Source organism: Citricoccus sp. K5, from assembly GCF_902506195.1.
Lineage (GTDB): Bacteria > Actinomycetota > Actinomycetes > Actinomycetales > Micrococcaceae > Citricoccus.
This window is the reverse complement of sequence record NZ_LR732817.1, coordinates 1,864,085-1,884,480: the sequence shown is the minus strand read 5'-3', so window position 1 is coordinate 1,884,480 and position 20,396 is coordinate 1,864,085. Positions and strand designations below refer to the sequence as shown.

The window sequence follows — 20,396 nt, the reverse complement described above, 5'->3', positions numbered from 1 at the left end:
CTGGTTGAATGAAGACATGTCCCTCGAAGCGCAGCATGACGGCCTCCGCCTGACCGCACCGAAGCAGGTCCGCGCCGAGACCTTCACCCCTGATGCCGACCAACAGCAGGTCCTGGACCTGGCGCCGGGGCACGGCGCCGTCCTGGTGCTCGGCGGACCCGGCACCGGACGCAGTACCCTCGCGGTGGAGTACGCGGCGCGGCGCATCGAGGCCGGGCTGGACCCCTCCCGGCTGCTGGTGCTGGCTCCGACCCGTCAGGCCTCCGCCCGCTTGAGGGACGCCCTGTCCGTGCGGCTGGACCAGGCCGGCCGGGGCACCCGTGCGGCCACGCCCGTGCGGACCTGGGCGGCCTATGCCTTCGACCTCATCCGCCGCGCCCGGACGGCCGGGTTCCTGCCGACGGTCGAACGGACCCCGCGGCTGCTCTCCGGCGCGGAGCAGGACACGGTGATCGCGGAACTGCTGGAGACCTACGCCTCCGGGGAGCGCGGCGGCCCGGACTGGCCCGAGGATCTCTCCGAGGCGGTGGCCACCCGCGGGTTCCGCAAGGAGGTCCGCGAGCTGATCGACCGCACCAGCGAGTACGGGATCGAACCCGGTCAGCTGGAGGACCTGGGCGGCCAGTACCGCCGCCCGGAGTGGACGGCCGCTGCCGTGCTCCTGCAGGACTACCGGGACCGGCTGGACCTCGGGATGAGCGAGGCCTTCGACCCGGCCGGGTTGATCACCACGGCCTCCCGCCTGCTGGAGGACTTCCCCGAGCTGCTGGACGCCGAGCGGGGAAGCCTGCCCGTGCTGGTGATCGACGACCTGCAGGAGGCGACCCCCGCCGTGCATCGCCTCATTCGCGTCCTCGCCACCGGACAGGACGTCATCGCAACGGCCAGCCCGGACACCGTGGTCCAGGGCTTCCGCGGCGCCCGGCCGGACCTCGTCCGCGACTACCCGGAGTGCCTGGCCACCGCCCAGCGGCCCGGCCGCACCCTGACCCTCACCACGGGCCACCGGATGGGCGGGGGAGTGCTGGCGGCCTGGCAACGGGTGGCCCGCCGGATCCCGGCACTGCCGGGCACACTGGCGCTGCGTCAGGAGCTCCTGCCGGCTCCGCCGGAGCCCAGCCTGGAGGTGAAGGCCACGGTCCATGTGGTGGCCTCGCCCCCGCACGAGCAGCTCCTGGTGCTCCAACAGGTGCTGCACCTGCACCACCGCGGCGGCGTCCCCCTCGGGGACATGGCCGTCATCGCCCGCTCGGGGCCGCTCGTCGCCGAACTCGGGCGGTACCTCGAGGCTGAGGGCATCCCCGTCAACCGCTCTGTGACGGACACCGTGCTCAAGACCGAGCCCGCCGTGACACCCCTGCTCTCCCTGCTCAGGACCGTCTCCACCCCGGCCGGGGAGCCGGACTCGGTGCTGGACCTGGACCGGGCGCTGTGGCTGGCCGGCGGCAGCTACGGCGGGGCGACGGCCCTACACCTGCGTCAACTGCGCCAGCGCCTCCTGCAGGGCGAACGCGCGGACGGCGGCACCCGCTCCAGCACCGAGCTGCTCCTGCAGGCTTTCGAAGATCCGGAGGCGCTGGCGGACCACCCTGTTCCGGGGGCCGGCGTCCTGCGCATAGCCCGGATGGTCTCGGCCGGCCGGGCCGCGGCAGCGGACCCGGCAGCCACCGCCGAGACCGTGCTGTGGGCCCTGTGGGCGGCCTCGGACCGGCCCGCACGCTGGGAACGGGAGGCCGTGACCGGAACCGGCCCCGCGTCCCGGCGCGCCGACCGGGACCTGGACGCCGTCGTCGGGCTCTTCCAGGCGGCCGAACGCTATGTGGACCAGTTTCCCGGGGCGTCTCCGCTGGCCTTCGCCGACTACATGGAGGCCCAGGACCTGCCGATGGACTCCCTGGCCTCGACCGCTGTCCAGGAGTGGTCCGTGTCCGTGGTGACGCCGGCCTCCGCCGCCGGGAGGGAATGGGACGTGGTGATCATCGCGGGACTGCAGGACGGGATCTGGCCCAACACCCGGCTGCGCGGACAGCTGCTCGGGGCCACGGACCTCGCCGATGTCGCCCAGGGCAAGACCACCCGCATGGATCACCGCTCACGGCTGGCCGAGGTGCGACAGGATGAGCTGCGCAGCTTCGCGACCGCCGTCTCCCGAGCCCGGAAACGCGTCATCGGCATCGCGGTGTCCTCGGAGAACCACCAGCCCTCCGACTTCCTCGACCTCGTCGAGCCCTGGAGGGACGTGGAGAACGAGCGGCCCCTGACGGACGTGCCCCGCCCCCTGACCGCCGGTGCGCTGGTGGCCGGGTTGCGGCGCGAGCTTGAGCAGGAGGCCACCACCGGCCGGCAGGAACGTTCGCAGGAGCCCGGTACGGTGGCCGTCGCCGGCGTGACGGGACACGGCACGGCGCCCGCAGGGCCGGATCCGGCGGACGACGTCGGCCCGCCGGCCCGGGTACGCGAGGCCGCCTCGGCCCTGTCCCGACTGGCGGACGAGGGGATCCGCGGGGCGGATCCCGCCAACTGGTGGGGGCTGCTGCCCCTGTCCACCGAGCAGCCGCTCGTGGACACCGCCCTGACAGCGGTGCCGGTGTCGCCCTCGCGGGTCGAATCGGCCCTGAAGTCACCGTTGAACTGGTTCATCTACCAGGCCGGCGGTCAGGCCGGGACCACCCAGGCCCAATCCATCGGCACCTTCATCCACGCCATCGCGGAGCGTCACCCGGACGGCCCCGCCGAGGCTCTCCTGGCCGAGCTGGAACGCCGGCTGCCGGACCTCGGCCTGGAGCCGGGATGGGAGGCCGAGCGGGTGGCCGCCGATGCGCAGCGCATGATCGGCTACTTCGTCGGGTATCTGCGCCAGATGGAGCAGGACGGCCGGTCGCGGGTTGCCGTGGAGCACCAGTTCCACCAGGAGCTGGAGCGTGACGGGCTGCGGGTCCAGATCAACGGCATCATCGACCGGCTGGAGAAGGACGCCGAGGGGCGGCCCTATGTGGTGGACCTCAAGACCGGCAAACGCACACCCTCGAATGACGAGCTGCAGGAGTTGCCCCAGCTGGGCGTCTACCAGGCGGCCATCGCCGCGGGGGCCCTGCCGGCGGAGGACTTCGTCAGGCCCACCGAACCGGGTGGGGCGGCACTGGTCCAGCTGCGCACCACCAACAAGAGCGTCAAGATCCAGGGCCAGCCCGCGTTGGGCCCGGGTCAACAGTGGGCGATCGAGCAGATCTTCACCGCCGCCCGCGCCATGATCGGGCCCCGGTACCTGGCGATCCACGGTGGTGCGGACAACCCCGGTTGTGCCCTGCCCGCCATCTGCCCGATCCACAGCAACGGAAGGCAAACCACCGAATGGCATCGATGAGTCCGGACGTGCGCACCGCCCGGTACAGCCCGGAGGAGCTGTCCCGGCTGTTGGGACAACATGAGCCCACCGCCGAGCAGGCAGCCGTGATCACCTCGCCCCTGGAGCCCCGGCTCGTGGTGGCGGGGGCCGGCTCCGGCAAGACCGCCACCATGTCCGACCGGGTGGTGTGGCTCGTGGCCAACGGCTTCTCCGCCCCGGACCAGGTGCTCGGCGTGACCTTCACCCGCAAGGCCGCCGGCGAGTTGGCCCAGCGCATCAACCGCAAGCTCGATCTGCTGGTCGAATCGGGCCTGGACCTGTCCCCGGTGGCCTCCGAGGCCGAGACCGAGGACGGACTGACGACGGAGGGGCCCGCCCGGGCCAGCGTCTCCACCTACCACTCCTATGCGAACACGCTGGTGCGGGATCACGGGATGCGCATCGGCCTGGAGCCGGACACCGGCATGATCGGCGAGGCCCAGTCATACCAGCTGGTGTCCCGGATCGTGCGCGCCTACGAGGGCGACCTCGGCTTCGCGAACATCCCGGCCTCCACTCTGGTGAGGGGGACCATCAAGCTGGCCGCGGACTGTGCCGAGCACCTCGTGGAACCGGACGAGGTCGAGAGATGCCTGGCCGAGAAGCAGGTCTTCGGGGAGAACCTGCCGTTCAGCGAGAAGGCCGTCGAGGGCAGCAACGCCACGGTCACCTCGGTGTTCACCATGCTCCGGCTGCGCCGGGTCATGTCCGAGCTCGTGGTCGCGTACCGCCAGGCCAAGCACGACGCCGGCGTCATGGACTTCGGCGATTTGGTCCGGTACGCCGCGCGGATCGCCCAGGAGGTCCCCGCCGTCGGGGAGATCGAACGCTCCCGCTACCGGGTCGTGCTCCTGGACGAGTTCCAGGACACCTCCCATGCCCAGCTGGAACTGTTCCGCGGGTTGTTCGGGGTGGACGGTCACCCGGTCACCGCCGTCGGCGACCCCAACCAGTCCATCTACGGTTTCCGCGGGGCCTCTGCCGGTCAGCTGTTCTCCTTCCCGCACAGCTTCTCGGTGCCCGGCCCGGAGGGTGCCGCCGGCCCGGCGCCCGTCAGCTACCTGACCACGGCGTGGCGCAACTCCCTCACCGTGCTCGCGGCGGCCAACACGGTGGCGGACCCCCTCCGCAGCGAACCGGTGGGCGGGATCCAGGTGAAACCGCTCGAGCCGTCGCCGGTGGCCGTCGAAGGCGAGGTCCGGGCCTCCTGGCTGCCGGACTCCGAGCAGGAGGCCGCGGCCGTCGTCGCCGCCCTGAAGGAGGCCGCACGCCAGGACCTGCCGGTGGCGAAACGGCCCACGCGGGCGATCCTGTGCCGCACCCGCAGCCAGTTCGAACCGCTGATGGAGACCATGGACGCCGCCGGTGTGCCCTATGAGGTACTCGGGCTGTCCGGGCTGCTGTCCGTGCCCGAGGTGGCGGACCTCATCGCCGTGCTGCAGGTCATCTCCGATCCCAGCCGGTCGGACCACCTGATGCGCCTGCTGGCCGGTGCCCGTTGGCGCATCGGTGCAGCCGACCTCGTGGTGTTGCAGGAGCGGGCCGCGATGCTTGCCCGCACCCGGCGCCGCAGCCCGGGGGAGCCCGACGGCGGTGAGACGGCCGAGCAGGACACCTCACCGGAGGAGGACGCCGAGACCTCCTCCCTGATCGAGGCCCTCGACTGGCTCCCGGACCCGCACTGGACGAGCCGGTCCGGACGGAGCTTCAGCGCCCAGGGCCGGGAACGGCTGGAGCGGCTGTCACGGGAACTGCGCTACCTCGCCGGGCAGACCGGGCTGGACCTGACCGCCCTGATCCGGCTGGTCGAGTCCACCCTCGGGCTCGACATCGAGGTCGCCGCCCGGCCGGGACAGTCCGGAGTCACCGCCCGTCGGCACCTCGATGCCTTCCTGGACGCCGCCCGGGACTTCACCAACGGCGCCGCCGAAGGGTCCGGCTCAGACCTCACGGCGTTCCTGGCCTGGCTCGAGGCCGCCGAGGAACGCGAGAAGGGCCTGGGCATCGCCGGCGTGGAACCCCGCCATGATGCCGTCCAACTGCTCACGGCGCACGCCTCCAAGGGACTGGAATGGGACATCGTGGCCGTGCCGGGGCTGGTGGACGGGCAATTCCCCGGCAAGACCTTCGACACCTGGACCTCTGAACGCTCCGGACACCTGCCCTGGGACCTGCGGGGCGACCGGCACAGTCTCCCGCAGTGGAACACCGACTGGGAGAACCAGCGGGACTGGGCCGGGCACGCCGTCGGGTGGTTCCTCAAGGGCCAGAAGGAGAACTACCCGGATTCCTACAAGGACAGTGCCGCCGTGCACCACCTCCAGGAGGAGCGGCGCCTGGCCTACGTGGCCTTCACCCGGGCCAGGACACTCCTGTTACTCAGCGGCAGCCACTGGCGCGGTGTCACCAAGACCCCGTCCACGCCGTCTCCGTTCCTGCAGGAGCTCCTCGACTCCAGCCGCGTTCACATCACCATCGGCCCCTGGGCGGACCCGTCCGAGGCCGGGGAGGAGAACCCCTTCGCCGAGCGCAGGTTGTCCGCCTGGTGGCCCTTCGACCCGCTGGACGGCCCCGAGGTCCTGGTCATGGACCCCGCGGCCCCCGACGACCTCGACCGGGCGACGGCCCTGCCACGGAGGGCTCGTCCCCGCAGGGCGGCGCTGGAGACGGCAGCCCGCTGGGTGCGGGACGCCGATCCGCTGCGCGTTGAGGCAGACCAGACTGAGGCCGATCAGACCGAGTCGGGCCGGACCGAGGCCGATCAGACCGAGGCCGAGCCGACAGAAGCCGGTGATGATGAGCCGGCCAGCGATCTGGCTCGTCAGGTGGAATGGGTCCTCGAACGGTCCACCCCGGTGAACCACCGTGGGAACCTGGTCGAGCTGCCCAGCCACGTCAGTGCCTCGACGTTCGTGGAGATGGCCAACGATCCCGAGGCCCTGGCCCGTCAGCTCCGGCGGCCGATGCCCCGTCCGCCGGCCCATGCCGCCCGACGGGGGACGGCCTTCCATGCCTGGGTGGAGGACCATTTCGGCAGCACCGGCATGCTGGACTTCGACGACCCGGAGGACTCGGCGGACCATTGGGTGGAGGATGCCCTGGACCTGGAGCCGATGAAGCAGAGCTTCCTGGCCAGCCGTTGGGCGGACCGGGTGCCTGCCTACATCGAGCCACCGGTGGAGACCACGGTCGGGGGAGTCACCCTGCGTGGCCGCATCGATGCCGTGTTCCGGGAGGGCGGTTCACCTCGGGAGCCGAACGATCCGCAGGCGCGATGGGAGCTCGTCGACTGGAAGACCGGCGCGGTGCCCTCCGGCCGGGACCTGGAGGTCAAGTCCCTGCAGCTGGCCGTCTACCGACTGGCCTGGTCGCGGCTGCACAGCATCCCGCTGGAGAACATCAGTGCCTGCTTCGTCTACGTGGCGCACGGCACGGAGCGGGCCCTGCACAACCTGGCCGGCGAGGCTGAACTCGAGGCAATCCTGGCACGGGCAGTCATGCCCCAGCGTGACTGATCCACGTCTCTGCCGGGCCGGTCTTCACCGGTTCAGGACGGGTTCGTGGTCCGGCGGATGTCGAGTTGCCGGACCTCGTCCAGGTCCAGGGCCGTCGTCGGGGGTCCCTCCTGGTGGGGTGCCGCGGCATGGCTCCCAGAAGGGCCGTGTTCAGCATCGTCGTTCTCGGAATCGCCATGTTCTTCGGCGTGCTCCTGAACCTCGGTGCTGCTCACATCCTGGGTACTGCTCACTTCCTCGGCGTCTTCAGGGTCGTCACCATCGTCCGGGGCTTCAGCGTCGTCCGGGCCAACGGCCTCGCTCGGGTGGCCGGACTCGGCCTCATCTGCCGCCAGCTCGTCCGGCACCAGCTCATCCTCCGAGCCCTCCGATGCCGCATCATGCGTCACCGGCTGATCTGCACCCGGTGCTTCATCGGTGCCCTCCTGCTCGGGGGCGCGTGCGCGATCCATGATGACGGCGTCGTCATCGTCGGTGCCTTCCCCGGTGTCATCATCGTCAGCTGGATCATCGGTGCTGGCGGGGGCAAGGCCCTGAGGATGCGCAGCCGGTGCCACAGCGGGTGCAGCGCTGATGGCCTGTCCGCCGTGTTCCTCCACGTCCGCCTCCAGTTCCTGCAGCATGGCCTCGGCCTCGGCGGCCATCTCCTCGTCATCGGCGGCGATGCCCCGGACGAGCCATTGGGCCAGGGCGAACTCGGCCGCCAGGACGGCCCGGCGCAACAAGTGCCCGTCCTGGACGGTTCCCCCGGACCGGTGTTGCCAGTAGGCCTTGACCACCTGGTCCGTGAACTCCTGGTTCCCAGAGGACGCCAGCCAGGCGAAGTCCTCGGCCGGATCGCCGATGTGCAGATCGGTCCACCCGGTCACCGACACCAGCCGGCCCTGATCCACGAGCAGGTTGTCCTCGTGCAGGTCTCCGTGGGCCACCACGGGGGAGAACTCCCAGAGCTCCATCTCCTCCAGCGCGTTCTCCCAGCGACGCAGCAGTATGGCGGGGATGCGGCCTGTGGTCGCGGCCTGGTCCAGCTCATTGAGGCGGCGTTGGCGGAACTGGTCCGCGGTGTAGACGGGAAGGTCCGCGTTCTCGACGACGGCGGCCGGCAGCGCGTGCACCGCGGCGATCACCCGCCCGATGTCATCGGGAGTCTTGCCGCCGAGCTCGGTGAGGTCCTCGAGTTCCATCTCCTCGCCCGGCATGTCGTGGTAGACGAAGGTGCGCATACCATCGAGGCGAACCGCCCCGGCCACGGACGGCACCCGGAACGGCAGTCCGGCGCGGATGCCGGGCGTGAAGCCGGACAGCACCTGCAGCTCGGTCTCCAGCCGCATCGCTGCCTCCTCGTGGAGAGGGGACCGCACCCGCCACCGGCTTCCCTGGCGGTCGAAGACGACGGCGGCCGAGAAGTCCCGGGGATCGTCCGGGGAGCCGACCACACCGGTCGGGGACAGATCGGGGATGGCGGCGCTGGCCAAGGCAGCAAGTTCCATGGGCGTACGGTTCACATTCACCACCGTACTTTCCCGCCCCGGCAGCAGAGGGGCTCAGGTGCGGCGAGTCGCCGAATGACCGGCCGTGGCGGATGCCGCCGTGATGTGCCGCGGTGGTTCCAGCAGGACTCGGCCGTGCTCCACAGCCACGACCGGATCGACGCAACGGTGTCCGCACTGGGCGGTACCGTGGAAGCATGCGTACCTCGGACGAAATCCTTCCCGCCCTCGGCCGGCTTCCCCTGGCTCGGGAGAACGTGGACCGGGGTTGCGAGGAACGGGCCCGCGAAGGATGGCTGGAACAGGTCTGGGAGCAGCCAGAAGCCCGCGTGCTGTGGATGATCGGTGGTCGTGCGCCCGTTCTCGGCGGTCAATTGGTCCTGGTCCGGCCGGAGGGTGACCTGCCGGACGGTGCCGTGTACCTCGGACGTTCGGCGGCCGGCGTCGAGCATGAAGCCGACGGGAGCGATCGGGAGACCCAGTCCCGGGCCGAACTGATCCTGCTGGTCGCCGATGAGCAGCCCACCCTCACGGACGGAGAAGCCGGAGGCCGGCCGGTGGACCAGCCGGAACAGGTCGCCTGGGTCGGCCTGCGGGACGCGGCGGCGGCCCTGACAGACCGGGACGCCGGGGTCTTCGTGGAGGCCGTGGCGATCGCCAACTGGCATGCCGGGCACACGCATTGCCCGCGGTGCGGCACCCCGACCGCGATCACCCAATCGGGCTGGGTCCGGGTGTGCCCGCAGGACCGCTCGGAGCACTTCCCGCGCACGGACCCGGCCATCATCGTGACGGTCACCGATCGGGATGACCGTGTGCTGCTGGGCAACAACGCCGCCTGGGGACCCGCGATGTACTCGACCTTGGCCGGCTTCGTGGAACCGGGGGAGTCGCTGGAGGCAGCGGTCGTCCGTGAGGTCCGCGAGGAATCGAACCTGCGCATCCATTCACCCGTGTACCTGGGATCGCAGCCGTGGCCGTTCCCGCAGTCCCTCATGCTGGGCTACACAGCGGTGACGGACCATCCTGACGAGGCGGACGCGGACCGGGACGAGGTGGCCCACGTGCGGTGGTTCACGCGTGAGGAGCTGGAGGAGACGGTGGCCAGCGGAGACATCACCATCCCCGGGGCCGCGTCCATCTCCCGCGCCCTGATCGAACACTGGTTCGGCGGACCGCTGCCCGAACCGCGCACACTGCAGAACTGAACGACACCCTCCGGAGGACCGTGACCGACCACCCCGATATCGCCACAGACATCCTGGCTGGCCTGGACGCCGAGCAGCGTCAGGCCGCAACCACCCTCAACGGACCCCTGTGCATCCTGGCCGGGGCAGGGACGGGCAAGACGCGGGCCATCACCCACCGCATCGCCCACGGTGTGCAGACCGGCGTCTACGACCCACACCGGACCCTGGCACTGACCTTCACAGCCCGGGCCGCCGCCGAGATGCGCACCCGGCTGCGGGACCTCGGCACCCACGGGGTCCAGGCACGGACGTTCCACTCGGCTGCCCTGCGCCAGCTGCAGTACTTCTGGCCCCAGGCGGTCGGTGGGGCCGTCCCTGAGCTCGTTGACCACAAGGTGAACATGCTCGCCGAGGCTGCTCGGCGCCTGCGTACCACCACGGACCGCGCGGCGCTGAGGGACCTGGCCGGCGAGATCGAGTGGGCCAAGGTCTCTATGCGTACCCCGGACTCGTATGCCGCCGCTGCCGCTGGTCGCGAGATGCCGACAGGCTGGGACGCCAACGGCGTGGCCCGGTTGTTCCAGGGGTATGAGGACGTCAAGACGGACCGGAACCTGATCGACTTCGAGGACGTCCTGCTGATCATGGTGGGCATCCTGGAGACGGAGCCGAAGATCGCCGCCCAGGTGCGGGACCAGTACCGCGTGTTCATCGTGGATGAGTACCAGGACGTCTCGCCTCTGCAGCACCGCCTGCTGGATCTCTGGCTGGGCGGACGGAACGAGCTGTGCGTGGTGGGCGACGCCTCCCAGACCATCTACTCCTTCACCGGGGCCACCTCCCGCTTCCTGCTCGACTTCCGCCAGGAACACCCGGACACCACCATGGTCAAGCTCGTCAGGGACTACCGCTCCACTCCCGAGATTGTGGACCTCGCCAACCGGCTGTTGTCCGAACGCACCCGGCAACGGGTGCCGGTGCCGGGACCGGGAGGCGTCCGGGGGCCGATGCCACGGTGGGCCGAACCCCTGGAGCTCGTGTCACAGCGAGACCACGGCCCGGCGCCGGTGTTCGCCGAATGCTCGGACGACGAGGCCGAAGCCGGGTGGATCGCCGCCCAGGTGAAACAGCTACTCGACGAGGGCATCCAGGCCGCAGAGATCGCGGTCCTGTTCCGCACGAACGGCCAGTCCCAGGCGTTCGAATCGGCCTTCGCCGCCGCCGGCATCGGCTACCAGCTCCGGGGCGGAGAACGGTTCTTCTCCCGACGCGAGATCCGGGACGGCATCCTGCAGCTGCGGGCGGCGGCCCGGTCTGCCCAGGACGTCTCCGGAGACGAGGTCCCCGGCCGGGTCAAAGACGTCTTGGCTTCCCTGGGCTATACCGAGGCGGCTCCCCAGGCTTCGGGGGCCACCCGCGAGAAATGGGAATCGCTCAACGCCCTGGTAGCCCTGTCCGAGGAACTGGCCACCACCCGTGGTGACCAGTTCACCCTCACCGACCTCGTGGCCGAGCTGGACGAACGCGCTGCCAGCCAGCATGCCCCCACCGTCCAGGGCGTCACGTTGGCCTCACTCCATTCGGCCAAGGGCCTGGAATGGGATGCCGTCTTCCTCGTCGGGCTCTCCGAGGGCCTCATGCCGATCAGCTTCGCGGACACGCAGGAGGACATCGACGAGGAACGGCGACTGCTCTACGTGGGCATCACCCGAGCCCGGCTGCGCCTGTTCCTCACCTGGACGCTCTCACGCGGCACCGGCGGACGCTCCACTCGCAAGCCCTCGCGCTTCCTGGACTCTCTGGATCCCGAGGCGGACTCCCGGCACGGGGCCCAGAGCCAGGGCCGACGCCGGCCCGGCGCCGCGGGAGCGTCCGGTCCCGGTGGGCGGGGCTCGGGCCGCAAGCGCGCCCAGCCGGCCCACTGCCGCTCCTGCGGCGTCCTGTTGGAGACCGGCGCCGAGCGGAAGACCGGCCGGTGCCTGGATTGTCCGCCGACCTACGACGAGGGATTGTTCGAGAATCTCAAGGCGTGGCGGCTGTCCACGTCCCAGGCGGCCTCCATGCCGGCGTTCGTGGTGTTCACGGACGCCACCCTGGTGGCGATCGCCGAGGCCGAGCCGAAGACGCCGGCCGAGCTGTTGCGCATCGCCGGGGTCGGCAAGTCCAAGCTGGAGAAGTACGGCGAGGATGTGCTCGAACTCGTCAACGGAACCCCAACTGCTTGACTGCCTGACTGCCTGGCGGACTGGCGACGTCACGGTTTGGCGGCCGGACAGTTTGGCGGCCGGACAGGGTCATCCGGAGGCGGTACACCCGCACTCCGGGTGAGTGGCCACCGTGAGCGTGTCGACGCGGCTGCCGTCTCCGTGCACGTGCAGGACCGCACCCGCCGGGGCCGTTCCCGTCTCAGCCCATCGGATCACCTGGCGGGCCGCCAGGGCGCCGGCGGTCGTCGCCACGGCCACGTCCTCACGGCCGGCCCGATGTTCCAGCAGGGCTGCGGTCCGCCGGCTCCGCTCCGGGTCCGCGTCCCGGGCCGCGAGGTCCCAGCACAAGGGACACCGCCCCTGACCAGGCACGAACCAGGGGCCGATGAGTGCGTCGTCGTCCCGCATCACCACCGGCAACACCGGATGGTCGGCCGCGCGGGCGAGAGCGATGACGTCATAGTCCACGGCACCCCTGGTGACGCTGACCGTGAGGGCGCCTCCGGGGCCCGGGCGTACGGGGGAGGTGAGTGGCAGGACCACGGTGCCGAGGCCGGCGTCGTCCACGCGCCGTCCCAACGCGACGGGCCGGCTCCGGCCGAGGTCGGGGGCCAGATAGGCGGTACCGAGATCAGCGGCCTTCACCGTCTGAGGATCCCACACCGCCAGCCGGCCGATGCCGGCGGCGGCCAGGACCCGGGCGATGACGGACCCGGTGCGCCCCAGTCCCAGGATCTGGATCTGGATATCCTGACGGCGGTCCAAGACCTCGGACACGCGCTCCAATGCGTCGGTGCCGCGATTGCCAGGGACGCCATGAATGCCGTCAGCGTCACCGGTTCCAGCGGTGCCGGCGGGTGCCGCATCCAGGGCCAGCGCCAGCGCCAGATCGTCGGCCAGCAGGTCGGCGGCATGGCCCGCACCGGCGCGTGCCGGCGGATCGTGCCACCGCAGGAAGTCCTCCAGGGTCGCCTCCAGGTCACGGGCGTCGGCCGGATCCAGGCCGCATCGGCGGGCGGTGGCCGCCTCCTGTCCGTCCGGGATCCCGTCAACGAGCCGCTGCAGGTATTCGACAGCAGGAGCCGGGCAGCCGGAGAGCTGGGTGGAGCGCGTTCCCGAGCCGATCTGGACGATGTCGTCGGCGATCTGGAGCAGCGTGAGCCCGGGATCGAGGCGCATGGAATTCTCCTTCGTCAGGCGTGGCGGGTTGGAGCGGTGGCGTCGTCGGACGGCGCTTTCCACAGTGACACCGGGATGGTCGACGCCGGTCTGTTCCGCCTCCGGAACGGGTCGTCGTCTTATCGTGGCATCGATGCCGGTCCGGCCCGTGAGGTTATCCACAAGGGGGAGTCGATGTCCGTACCCTGGCGGAGGCAACGGCAGAATGGGGCCATGACGTCCTCACGGCCCGATGCCCGGCCTTCCACGCGAACCCCGGCCCGCACTGCGTCCGGGACCGGCCGTCGTCGGGCGTCGGGGCCCGGAAGTCCCAGCCGGGAAGTCGAGGAGATGGAGGTGGATGGCACGTTCGTCAGGATCGTGCGGTCCTCGCGCCGCACCCGCACCATCTCCGCTGCCTGGCGCGACGGACGGGTCCAGGTCTCGGTGCCGATGGGCCTGGGCGTCGAAGCGGAACGGGACTGGGCGCGCCGGATGCTGAAGAAGGTGGCCTCACGGCAACCGGCAGGCCCCGACTCGGACGGCGATCTGCTGGCCCGGGCCCGGAAACTGGCCCGTACCTGGCTGGGTGGCGAGGTGGAGCCGAGCGAGGTGGTGTGGTCCACCCGCCAGCAGCGCCGCTGGGGTTCGTGCACACCGACGACGGGCCGTATCCGCATCGCCGCCGCGGTGGCGGGGATGCCCGGGTGGGTGCTGGACGGCGTACTCGTACATGAACTCGTGCACTTGAAGCACGGTGACCACTCGGCTGCGTTCCACGCGATGGCGGAACGCTATCCGCGGCAGAAGGAGGCCATGGCCTTCCTCAACGGCGTCAGCCACGCGACCGGGCGGGGCCTGACAGGGCCGGACGGAGAACCGGACGACTGACTACTTGTGTCCTTCGCCGTCGCCGAACCCGCCCTCGAGGAGTTTGCGCAGCTCGTCGTCGAGGCCTGCCGATTCCTGTTCGCGGGTCTCGCGCCGGGTGACGTAGCCGTCCGGATCGTCCAGGTCCTCGGCAGTGGGCTGCAGGTCGGGATGGCGCCAGATGGTGTCGCGGTATTCGCGACCGTTGGCCTCACCGATCTTCTCCCAGAGCGTGGCCGCCTCACGCAGCCGGCGTGGACGAAGGTCCAGGCCGACCAGGGTGCCGAAGGCGTGCTCCGCCGGGCCCCCTGTGGCCCGGCGCCGATTGATGGTCTCCCGCAGGGCGTTCGCCGCATCCAGGGGCTTGGCGGCCTCGGTGACCACCACGTCCACCCAGCCCTCGATTAGCGCGAGGGTCAACTCGAGGCGCTCCAGTGCCGCCTTCTGCGTTCCCGTGGGCTCGGGGATGAACGACGCCCCGGCGAAGGCCTCCTGCATGGATTCCGGATCGGACGGGTCGATGGACCGGGCAGCCTCCTCGATCTTGGACATGTCGATGTGCACGCCCGAGGCATACTGCTCGATCGCCGCGTACAGGTCCCGTTCCAGCCAGGGGGAGTGCACGAACAGGCGCATGCGGGCCACTTCCCGTAGGGCCAGGTAGATGCGGATCTGATCGTCCGGGACCTCGAGCCCGTCTCCGAACTCCTCGATGTTCACGGGGACCATGGCCAACTGGTGCCCGGCCACCGGGAAACCTGAGTCGGTTCCGGAGAGGACCTCCTGGGCGAGGGCGCCGACGGCCTGGCCCAGCTGGAGGCCGAACATGGTGCCTCCCATGTTCTGCAGCATCGGCTGCATGCCCTCCAGCATGCCCTGCATCTCCTCGGGCACCTGGCCCGGCAGCTGGTCCCTCATGGCCCGGGACATGGCCTCGGACATGGAGACGGCCACTGGTTCGGTGAGCCGTTGCCACGTGTCCATGGACGCCTCGACCCATTCCGCGCGGGACCAGGCCTTGCCGAGCAGGCCGGTGGACTCGATCTCAGTGGCACCGTCCAACCAGAGTTCCGCCAGCCGCAGGGCCTCGTCGATCTCACGCCGGGCGAAGGTGCCGACGGTCGGGTCCTGTCCGGCGGCGGCCTGGCGCGCGGACTGCCGGGCCAGGGTCCAATTGACCGGGCCGTCCTCGGGCGAGGACTGCATCATGGTCTGGAACTGCTGCATCATCTGGCTCATCATGGCCGGATCCAGTTGGGAGGGGTCGAACGGAAGGCCTCCGGGGCCACCGGCTCCACCGGCGCCGCCCATCTGCTCGAGGGCACGGCGCAATTCCTCGGGATCGGGCCCACCCTCGCCGAACATGCGGCGGAGCATGTCGGACAGCGGGTCTTCGCCGTCGTGGGAACCGGGGCCGTTCGGGGGATTCGTCATGGGCACCAGCGTATCGGCGAGCCCTGACCGTGTCCGCAGTGAATCCACCGGTTCACTCTGGGCGCACAGGGGCATTGCGTCCCGCGCCACACCTTGCGCGCAGACCCCCTAGAATGGACCAAGAGAAGACCAGAGCGGCCCGGACAGCGGGTCGTACGCCTCTGCCCACGGGTCGGTGGACCCACCGTCCCGGGGCAGTTTTCGTGAAGACAGGTGCCCTGACGTGTCAGAGACCGGACACCCGCCGACGTCGCCGTCGGCCGTGCCCGGTTCCGTGACCCCGTTCACGGACCAGGCACCGGCTGACGCGGCCCGCCTGAAAGACGCCACCGACCTCAAGGCGTGGACACGTCGAGCCCAGGCCGGTCGTCGCCGTCGCCGCTTCACCGCCGTGGCGGGTGCCGTTGCCGGCCTTTTGACCCTGACCGCCGTCGCCCTGCCCAGCCCGTTCATCATCGAGTCGCCCGGGCCGACCTTCAACACCGTCGGCGAGTTCGAGGGTGAGCCGGTGATCACCGTCAACGGTGCCGAGACGTATCCGACGGACGGCCACCTGGACCTGACCACGGTGTACGTGTCCGGGGCCCCGAACGGCTGGACGACGTTCCTGGATGTGATGCGCAGCTGGGTCGATCCCACCGCATCCGTGATCCCCCAGGAACTCGTCTACCCCTCCGGGACCACCTCAGAGGAGGTCAACGCCGAGAATTCCGCAGCCATGGCCACCTCTCAGAGCTGGGCCGTGGCGGCAGCGCTGGAGAACCTCGGCATCGACTACCGCCAGACCCTGTTCGTCGCCGGCTTCACCGAGGACTCCCAGGCGACCGACCTGCTCCAGCCGGAGGATCAACTGGTCACCGCGGACGGAATCGAGGTCACCGGGCTCGAGGGTCTGAAGAACCGGCTCAATGACTCCGGTGGTGAACCGGTCAACCTCGGCATCGTCCGGGACGGCCAGGAGCGCACCGTCGAGGTCCCCGTCTACGAGGGGGCCCAGGGGGAGTGGCTGATGGGCGTCTTCCTGGACTCGGACTTCGAATTTCCGCTGGACGTGGCGATCACGCTGGAGAATGTCGGTGGTCCGAGCGCTGGGCTGATGTTCGCGCTCGGAATCGTCGATGAGTTGACGCCCGGTGCCATGGCTGGCGGCCAGCACTTCGCGGGCACCGGGACCATCGACCCGGATGGAACGGTCGGGGAGATCGGCGGGATCGTGCAGAAGGTCGCCGGCGCCCAGGCTGGCGGGGCACGTCATTTCCTGGCGCCGGAGGGCAATTGCGCTGAACTGGCGGGCAACGTCCCCGAGGGGATCGAGGTCTATTCGGTGGCCACCCTCGAGCAGGCCCGAACCGTGGTCGAGACCGTGGGGAGTGGTGAAACGCCGCAGGCACCGACGTGCGGCTGACAGGTGCAGTGACAACTGAGGCCTGGCGCGCCATGGCGCGGTGCAACGCAAGACACGCAGGATACGCAAGACCAGGGACTTCGGCGGCCCCCCAGGGCCGCCACCGCAGTGCAGGATACGACCGGCGCCAGGGCGCAGATGGGTAAGGACACGTGAGTTTCGGACAAGGGTTTGGCGGTCTCTTCGGAGGACCGGACGATGGACGCGGCAACGACCGCGGAACAGGGGGCTCCGGCGGCCTGTTCGGTGGCCCGGGCGGCGGCGGACCGGGGGGTCCTGGTCGTCCCGGTGGCCCAGGGCAGCCGGCGGACCGCGGCGGTGATTCCTCGGGGGCGCGTCCAGCCGGCTCCCGCCGCCCCTCCGCGCTGGTGCTCACCATCGTGGTGCTGGCTGTGCTCGTGGTCGCCTTCATGTTCTTCTCGGGCGTCTACACCGATGTCCTCTGGTACAACCAGGTGGACTTCTCCGAGGTGTTCTGGACCGAGATCTGGACCCGTGCCGCCTTGTTCGCGATCGGTGGGGTGCTCATGGGCGCAGCCGTCTGGTTGTCCATGTGGCTGGCCTGGCGGTCCCGACCGCAGAACCTGCAGAGCCAGACCCGTGATTCCCTGGCGCAATACCAGAAGCAGCTCGAGCCCATGCGCCGCCTGGTGTTCATCGGCATCCCGGTGGTGATCGGGTTCTTCGCCGGGTCCGCCGCCATGAACGGATGGCAGGACGTGCTGCTGTTCCTCAATCAGGAGCCTTACGGCCAGGTGGACCCGGAGTTCGGCCTGGACTATATGTTCTTCATGGCGACCCTGCCGTTCCTCGGCCTGATCGTCGGATTCCTGGTGTCAGTCGTCTTGATCGCCGGCATCGCCGGACTGCTCGTGCACTACCTCTATGGCAGCATCCGGGTGAAGGAGCAGGGCGGGGTCGTCATCGAGTCTCCGTCCCGCATCCACCTGGGCGTCTTCGTCGCACTGTTCCTCCTGCTGCAGGCCGGCAACTACTGGCTGAACCGCTTCCGGACCCTGCAGTCACAGGACGGGAACTGGGCCGGTGCCATGTACACCGACGTCAACGCCGTGATCCCGACCTCTACGATCCTCGCGGTGGCCGCCGCCCTCGTGGCCATCCTGTTCATCGTCACGGCCATCACCGGCAAGTGGCGGATCTCGCTGGTCGGCGCTGCGGGCCTGGTCATCGCCGCGATCGTGGCCGGTGCGGCCTACCCCTTCCTCATCCAGGAGTACCAGGTCAGGCCCTCCGAGGTGACCCTGGAACAGGACTACATCAACCGCAATATCGAGCACACCCGTGAGGCCTACGGTCTGGCCGACGTGGAGTCCACCGATTACGCCGGTGCCACCGACGCCGAGCCTGGAAGCCTGGCCGAGGAAGCGGACAACACCGAGAACATCCGCCTGATGGACCCGAACCTGCTCTCGCGGACATTCGGACAGCTGCAGCAATTCCGTCCGTACTACGCCTTCCCAGAGACCCTGCACGTGGACCGCTACGACGTGGAGGGAGAATCCCAGGACACCATCATCTCCGTCCGTGACGTCAACGTGGACCCCGCCTCGTCCTGGGTGAACCAGCACATCACGTACACCCACGGCTACGGCCTGGTGGCCGCGGACGCTTCCGAGGTGGCCGCCGGAGGACGCCCGTCCTTCCTGCTCTCCGGGATCCCGACCTCGGGTGCCCTGGGCAGCGATGAGACCTATGAGCCGCGCATCTACTTCGGCATGAACTCCCCGAGCTACTCGATCGTGGGCGCGCCGGAGGGGGCCCCGGAGCGCGAGCGTGACCGTCCGCAGGATGCCGCCAGTGACCAGGACACCACCTATACCTTCACCGGTGAGGGCGGTCCGTCCGTGGGCAGCTTCTTCAACCAGCTGGTCTATGCCATCAAATTCGGCTCCACGGAGATCCTGTTGTCCTCGGACGTGAACTCCGAGTCACAGATCCTCTATGACCGCAGTCCGATCGAGCGCATCCAGAAGGTCGCGCCGTATCTGACCGTGGACTCCAACGCCTACCCGGCCATCGTGGACGGCCGCGTGCAGTGGATCGTGGAGGGGTACACCACCTCGGATAAATTCCCGTACTCCACCGCCCAGCAACTGGACTCGGCGACCCGGGACGGCCTGAACACGGACGCCAACGCCAATCTGTCCGGCCAGGTGAACTACATGCGCAACTCCGTCAAGGCCACCGTGGACGCCTATGACGGCTCGGTCAACCTGTACGCCTGGGACGAGGAGGACCCGTTGCTGAAGGCTTGGCAGAAGGTCTACCCGACCTCGCTGCAGCCGTACTCGGAGATGAGCGCCGAACTCATGGACCATGTGCGGTACCCCGAGGACATGTTCAAGGTCCAGCGGGAACTGCTTGGCCGCTACCACGTGACCAACCCGGTGGACTTCTACGAGAACAACGACGCGTGGTCCGTGCCGGCCGATCCGACCCAGGATGACGGCACGGTCAAGGTGCCGCCGTACTACATGACCCTGCGTATGCCGGGCAAGGATGAGCCAGCCTTCTCGCTGACCAGCACATATATCCCGCAGATCACCCAGGGCGCTCAGCAGCGCAACGTGCTCTACGGCTTCCTGTCCGCCAACGGCGACGCGGGAACCGGTGAGGACGGCCAGAAGGCCGAGGGCTATGGGCATATCCAGCTCCTGGAACTGCCCCGTCAGACGGCAATCCCCGGTCCGGGCCAGGCCCAGGCGAACTTCGACTCCAACGCTCAGGTCTCCCAGGAACTGAACCTGTTGCGTCAGGGCGCGTCGGAGGTCATCAACGGCAACCTGATCACGTTGCCCGTTGCTGACGGCATCCTGTATGTCCAGCCGGTCTACATCCAGTCCACCGGTCCGACGTCCTACCCGACGCTGCGCCGGGTCCTCGTGTCCTACGGTGACGAGGTCGGTTTCGCCAGCACGCTCGAGGAGGCCCTGGACCAGGTGTTCGGAGGCGATTCCGGTGCCCAGACGGCGGATGGGGAGGACCCGGAGGCGGAGCCGGGTGGTGAACCGGGTTCGCAACCGGAAGTCCCTGAGACCCAGAGTCAACAGGAGCAACTCGGTCAGGCCCTGACCGACGCCAACGAGGCCATCCAGGCCTCCGAGGAGGCCATGGCCAATGGTGACTGGACGGCATATGGTGAGGCACAGACCCGTCTGAACGACGCGCTGTCCCGTGCCCTGGAGGCCGACGAGGCCATCCGTGGCGAGGCCACACCCGACGAGGGCGCCGAGGCGCCCGCTGACGGTGAGCAGACCGAGCCGCCGGCGGAGGGGGGCACCGAGGGCTGACCCCTTCGACCCCGTCTCATTGCAGGCAGCAGGGGCCGCCGCCCGGATCGCTCCGGGCGACGGCCCCTGCTGCGTCTGGCCGGTCAGCCGTCAGCCCCGTCCGGCGGCCTCCACAGACGTCCGGGGCAGCCTGGTGGCCGAACGGTGGAGGCAAGATGAACGGGGACTGGCCAGTGGTGGACATCACGGTGGCCTCGATTTGGCTTTCCGGCAGGGACCCCCGTATAGTCATAGGAGTCGCCGCGGGGTGGAGCAGTTCGGTAGCTCGCCGGGCTCATAACCCGGAGGTCGCAAGTTCAAATCTTGCCCCCGCAACGAGAAGGGAAAACCCCCGAACCACTGGTTCGGGGGTTTTCTGCTGTCCGGCGGACGACGCCGGCCCCTCACCTTCCAGCCGCTGTCCCTGGCGGGTACGGGGAAGGGGAGGGGCC

The 20,396-nt window shown here is 69.7% G+C and carries 10 protein-coding genes and 1 tRNA gene; 8 read left to right on the top strand and 3 right to left on the bottom strand.

The features are described 5' to 3' along the window. The first annotated feature begins 16 nt into the window (after positions 1 to 16). Both BOSE125_RS18185 and BOSE125_RS08315 read left to right on the top strand, forming a co-directional pair. The gene (locus BOSE125_RS18185; RefSeq protein ID WP_159551630.1) at positions 17 to 3,364 is read left to right on the top strand and encodes an ATP-dependent DNA helicase; all 3,348 of its coding nucleotides are present in this window, start codon (positions 17 to 19) and stop codon (positions 3,362 to 3,364) included. Beyond that, entirely contained in the window at positions 3,361 to 6,900 is a 3,540-nt protein-coding gene (locus tag BOSE125_RS08315) for an ATP-dependent DNA helicase (protein ID WP_236557885.1), read from the top strand. The genes BOSE125_RS18185 and BOSE125_RS08315 overlap by 4 nt, the downstream gene beginning before the upstream one ends. A 32-nt stretch (positions 6,901 to 6,932) precedes the next feature. Here BOSE125_RS08315 and BOSE125_RS08310 read toward each other — a convergent pair whose 3' ends face one another. Then, positions 6,933 to 8,390: a phosphotransferase gene (locus BOSE125_RS08310; protein WP_236557884.1), complete on the bottom strand. Its 1,458-nt coding sequence runs from the start codon at positions 8,388 to 8,390 to the stop codon at positions 6,933 to 6,935. Between the two features lie 197 nt (positions 8,391 to 8,587). Here BOSE125_RS08310 and nudC point away from each other — a divergent pair, with 197 nt between their 5' ends. Next, positions 8,588 to 9,598, top strand: coding sequence for an NAD(+) diphosphatase (gene nudC, locus BOSE125_RS08305; RefSeq protein WP_159551624.1), 1,011 nt, complete (start codon positions 8,588 to 8,590; stop codon positions 9,596 to 9,598). Positions 9,599 to 9,618: 20 nt separating this feature from the next. Further along, a complete protein-coding gene (locus BOSE125_RS08300) occupies positions 9,619 to 11,805 on the top strand; it encodes an ATP-dependent DNA helicase UvrD2 (RefSeq protein WP_236557883.1) in 2,187 nt (728 codons plus the stop codon). Between the two features lie 69 nt (positions 11,806 to 11,874). Here the strand turns inward: BOSE125_RS08300 and BOSE125_RS08295 are convergent, their stop codons facing one another. Continuing rightward, positions 11,875 to 12,966 (bottom strand): ThiF family adenylyltransferase, encoded by a 1,092-nt coding sequence (locus BOSE125_RS08295; protein WP_159551622.1) that lies wholly within the window; start codon positions 12,964 to 12,966, stop codon positions 11,875 to 11,877. A gap of 213 nt (positions 12,967 to 13,179) precedes the next feature. On the opposite strand from BOSE125_RS08295, the gene BOSE125_RS08290 reads away from it, so the two are divergent. Further along, the gene (locus tag BOSE125_RS08290) at positions 13,180 to 13,836 is read left to right on the top strand and encodes a M48 family metallopeptidase (RefSeq protein WP_159551620.1); all 657 of its coding nucleotides are present in this window, start codon (positions 13,180 to 13,182) and stop codon (positions 13,834 to 13,836) included. Here BOSE125_RS08290 and BOSE125_RS08285 read toward each other — a convergent pair whose 3' ends face one another. Further along, a complete protein-coding gene (locus tag BOSE125_RS08285; RefSeq protein ID WP_159551618.1) occupies positions 13,837 to 15,249 on the bottom strand; it encodes a zinc-dependent metalloprotease in 1,413 nt (470 codons plus the stop codon). A 223-nt stretch (positions 15,250 to 15,472) separates the two neighbouring features. Between BOSE125_RS08285 and BOSE125_RS08280 the strand changes: the two genes are divergently transcribed. The 3 genes from BOSE125_RS08280 to BOSE125_RS08270 all read left to right on the top strand — a co-directional run bounded on the left by BOSE125_RS08280 (position 15,473) and on the right by BOSE125_RS08270 (position 20,280). After that, positions 15,473 to 16,654: a PDZ domain-containing protein gene (locus BOSE125_RS08280; RefSeq protein WP_159551616.1), complete on the top strand. Its 1,182-nt coding sequence runs from the start codon at positions 15,473 to 15,475 to the stop codon at positions 16,652 to 16,654. Between the two features lie 152 nt (positions 16,655 to 16,806). Continuing rightward, positions 16,807 to 19,965, top strand: coding sequence for a UPF0182 family protein (locus BOSE125_RS08275; protein WP_201301163.1), 3,159 nt, complete (start codon positions 16,807 to 16,809; stop codon positions 19,963 to 19,965). 241 nt (positions 19,966 to 20,206) lie between these two features. Continuing rightward, positions 20,207 to 20,280: transfer RNA gene (locus tag BOSE125_RS08270), tRNA-Met, on the top strand. The last annotated feature ends 116 nt before the right edge of the window (positions 20,281 to 20,396 follow it).

Excerpts from the sequence above, each read along its gene's own strand:
- BOSE125_RS18185 (WP_159551630.1), top strand. The coding sequence starts at position 17 with ATGTCCCTCGAAGCGCAGCATGACGGCCTCCGCCTGACCGCACCGAAG.
- nudC (WP_159551624.1), top strand. The coding sequence starts at position 8,588 with ATGCGTACCTCGGACGAAATCCTTCCCGCCCTCGGCCGGCTTCCCCTG.
- BOSE125_RS08315 (WP_236557885.1), top strand. The coding sequence starts at position 3,361 with ATGAGTCCGGACGTGCGCACCGCCCGGTACAGCCCGGAGGAGCTGTCC.
- BOSE125_RS08295 (WP_159551622.1), bottom strand. The coding sequence starts at position 12,966 with ATGCGCCTCGATCCCGGGCTCACGCTGCTCCAGATCGCCGACGACATC.
- BOSE125_RS08310 (WP_236557884.1), bottom strand. The coding sequence starts at position 8,390 with ATGGAACTTGCTGCCTTGGCCAGCGCCGCCATCCCCGATCTGTCCCCG.
- BOSE125_RS08285 (WP_159551618.1), bottom strand. The coding sequence starts at position 15,249 with ATGACGAATCCCCCGAACGGCCCCGGTTCCCACGACGGCGAAGACCCG.
- BOSE125_RS08290 (WP_159551620.1), top strand. The coding sequence starts at position 13,180 with ATGACGTCCTCACGGCCCGATGCCCGGCCTTCCACGCGAACCCCGGCC.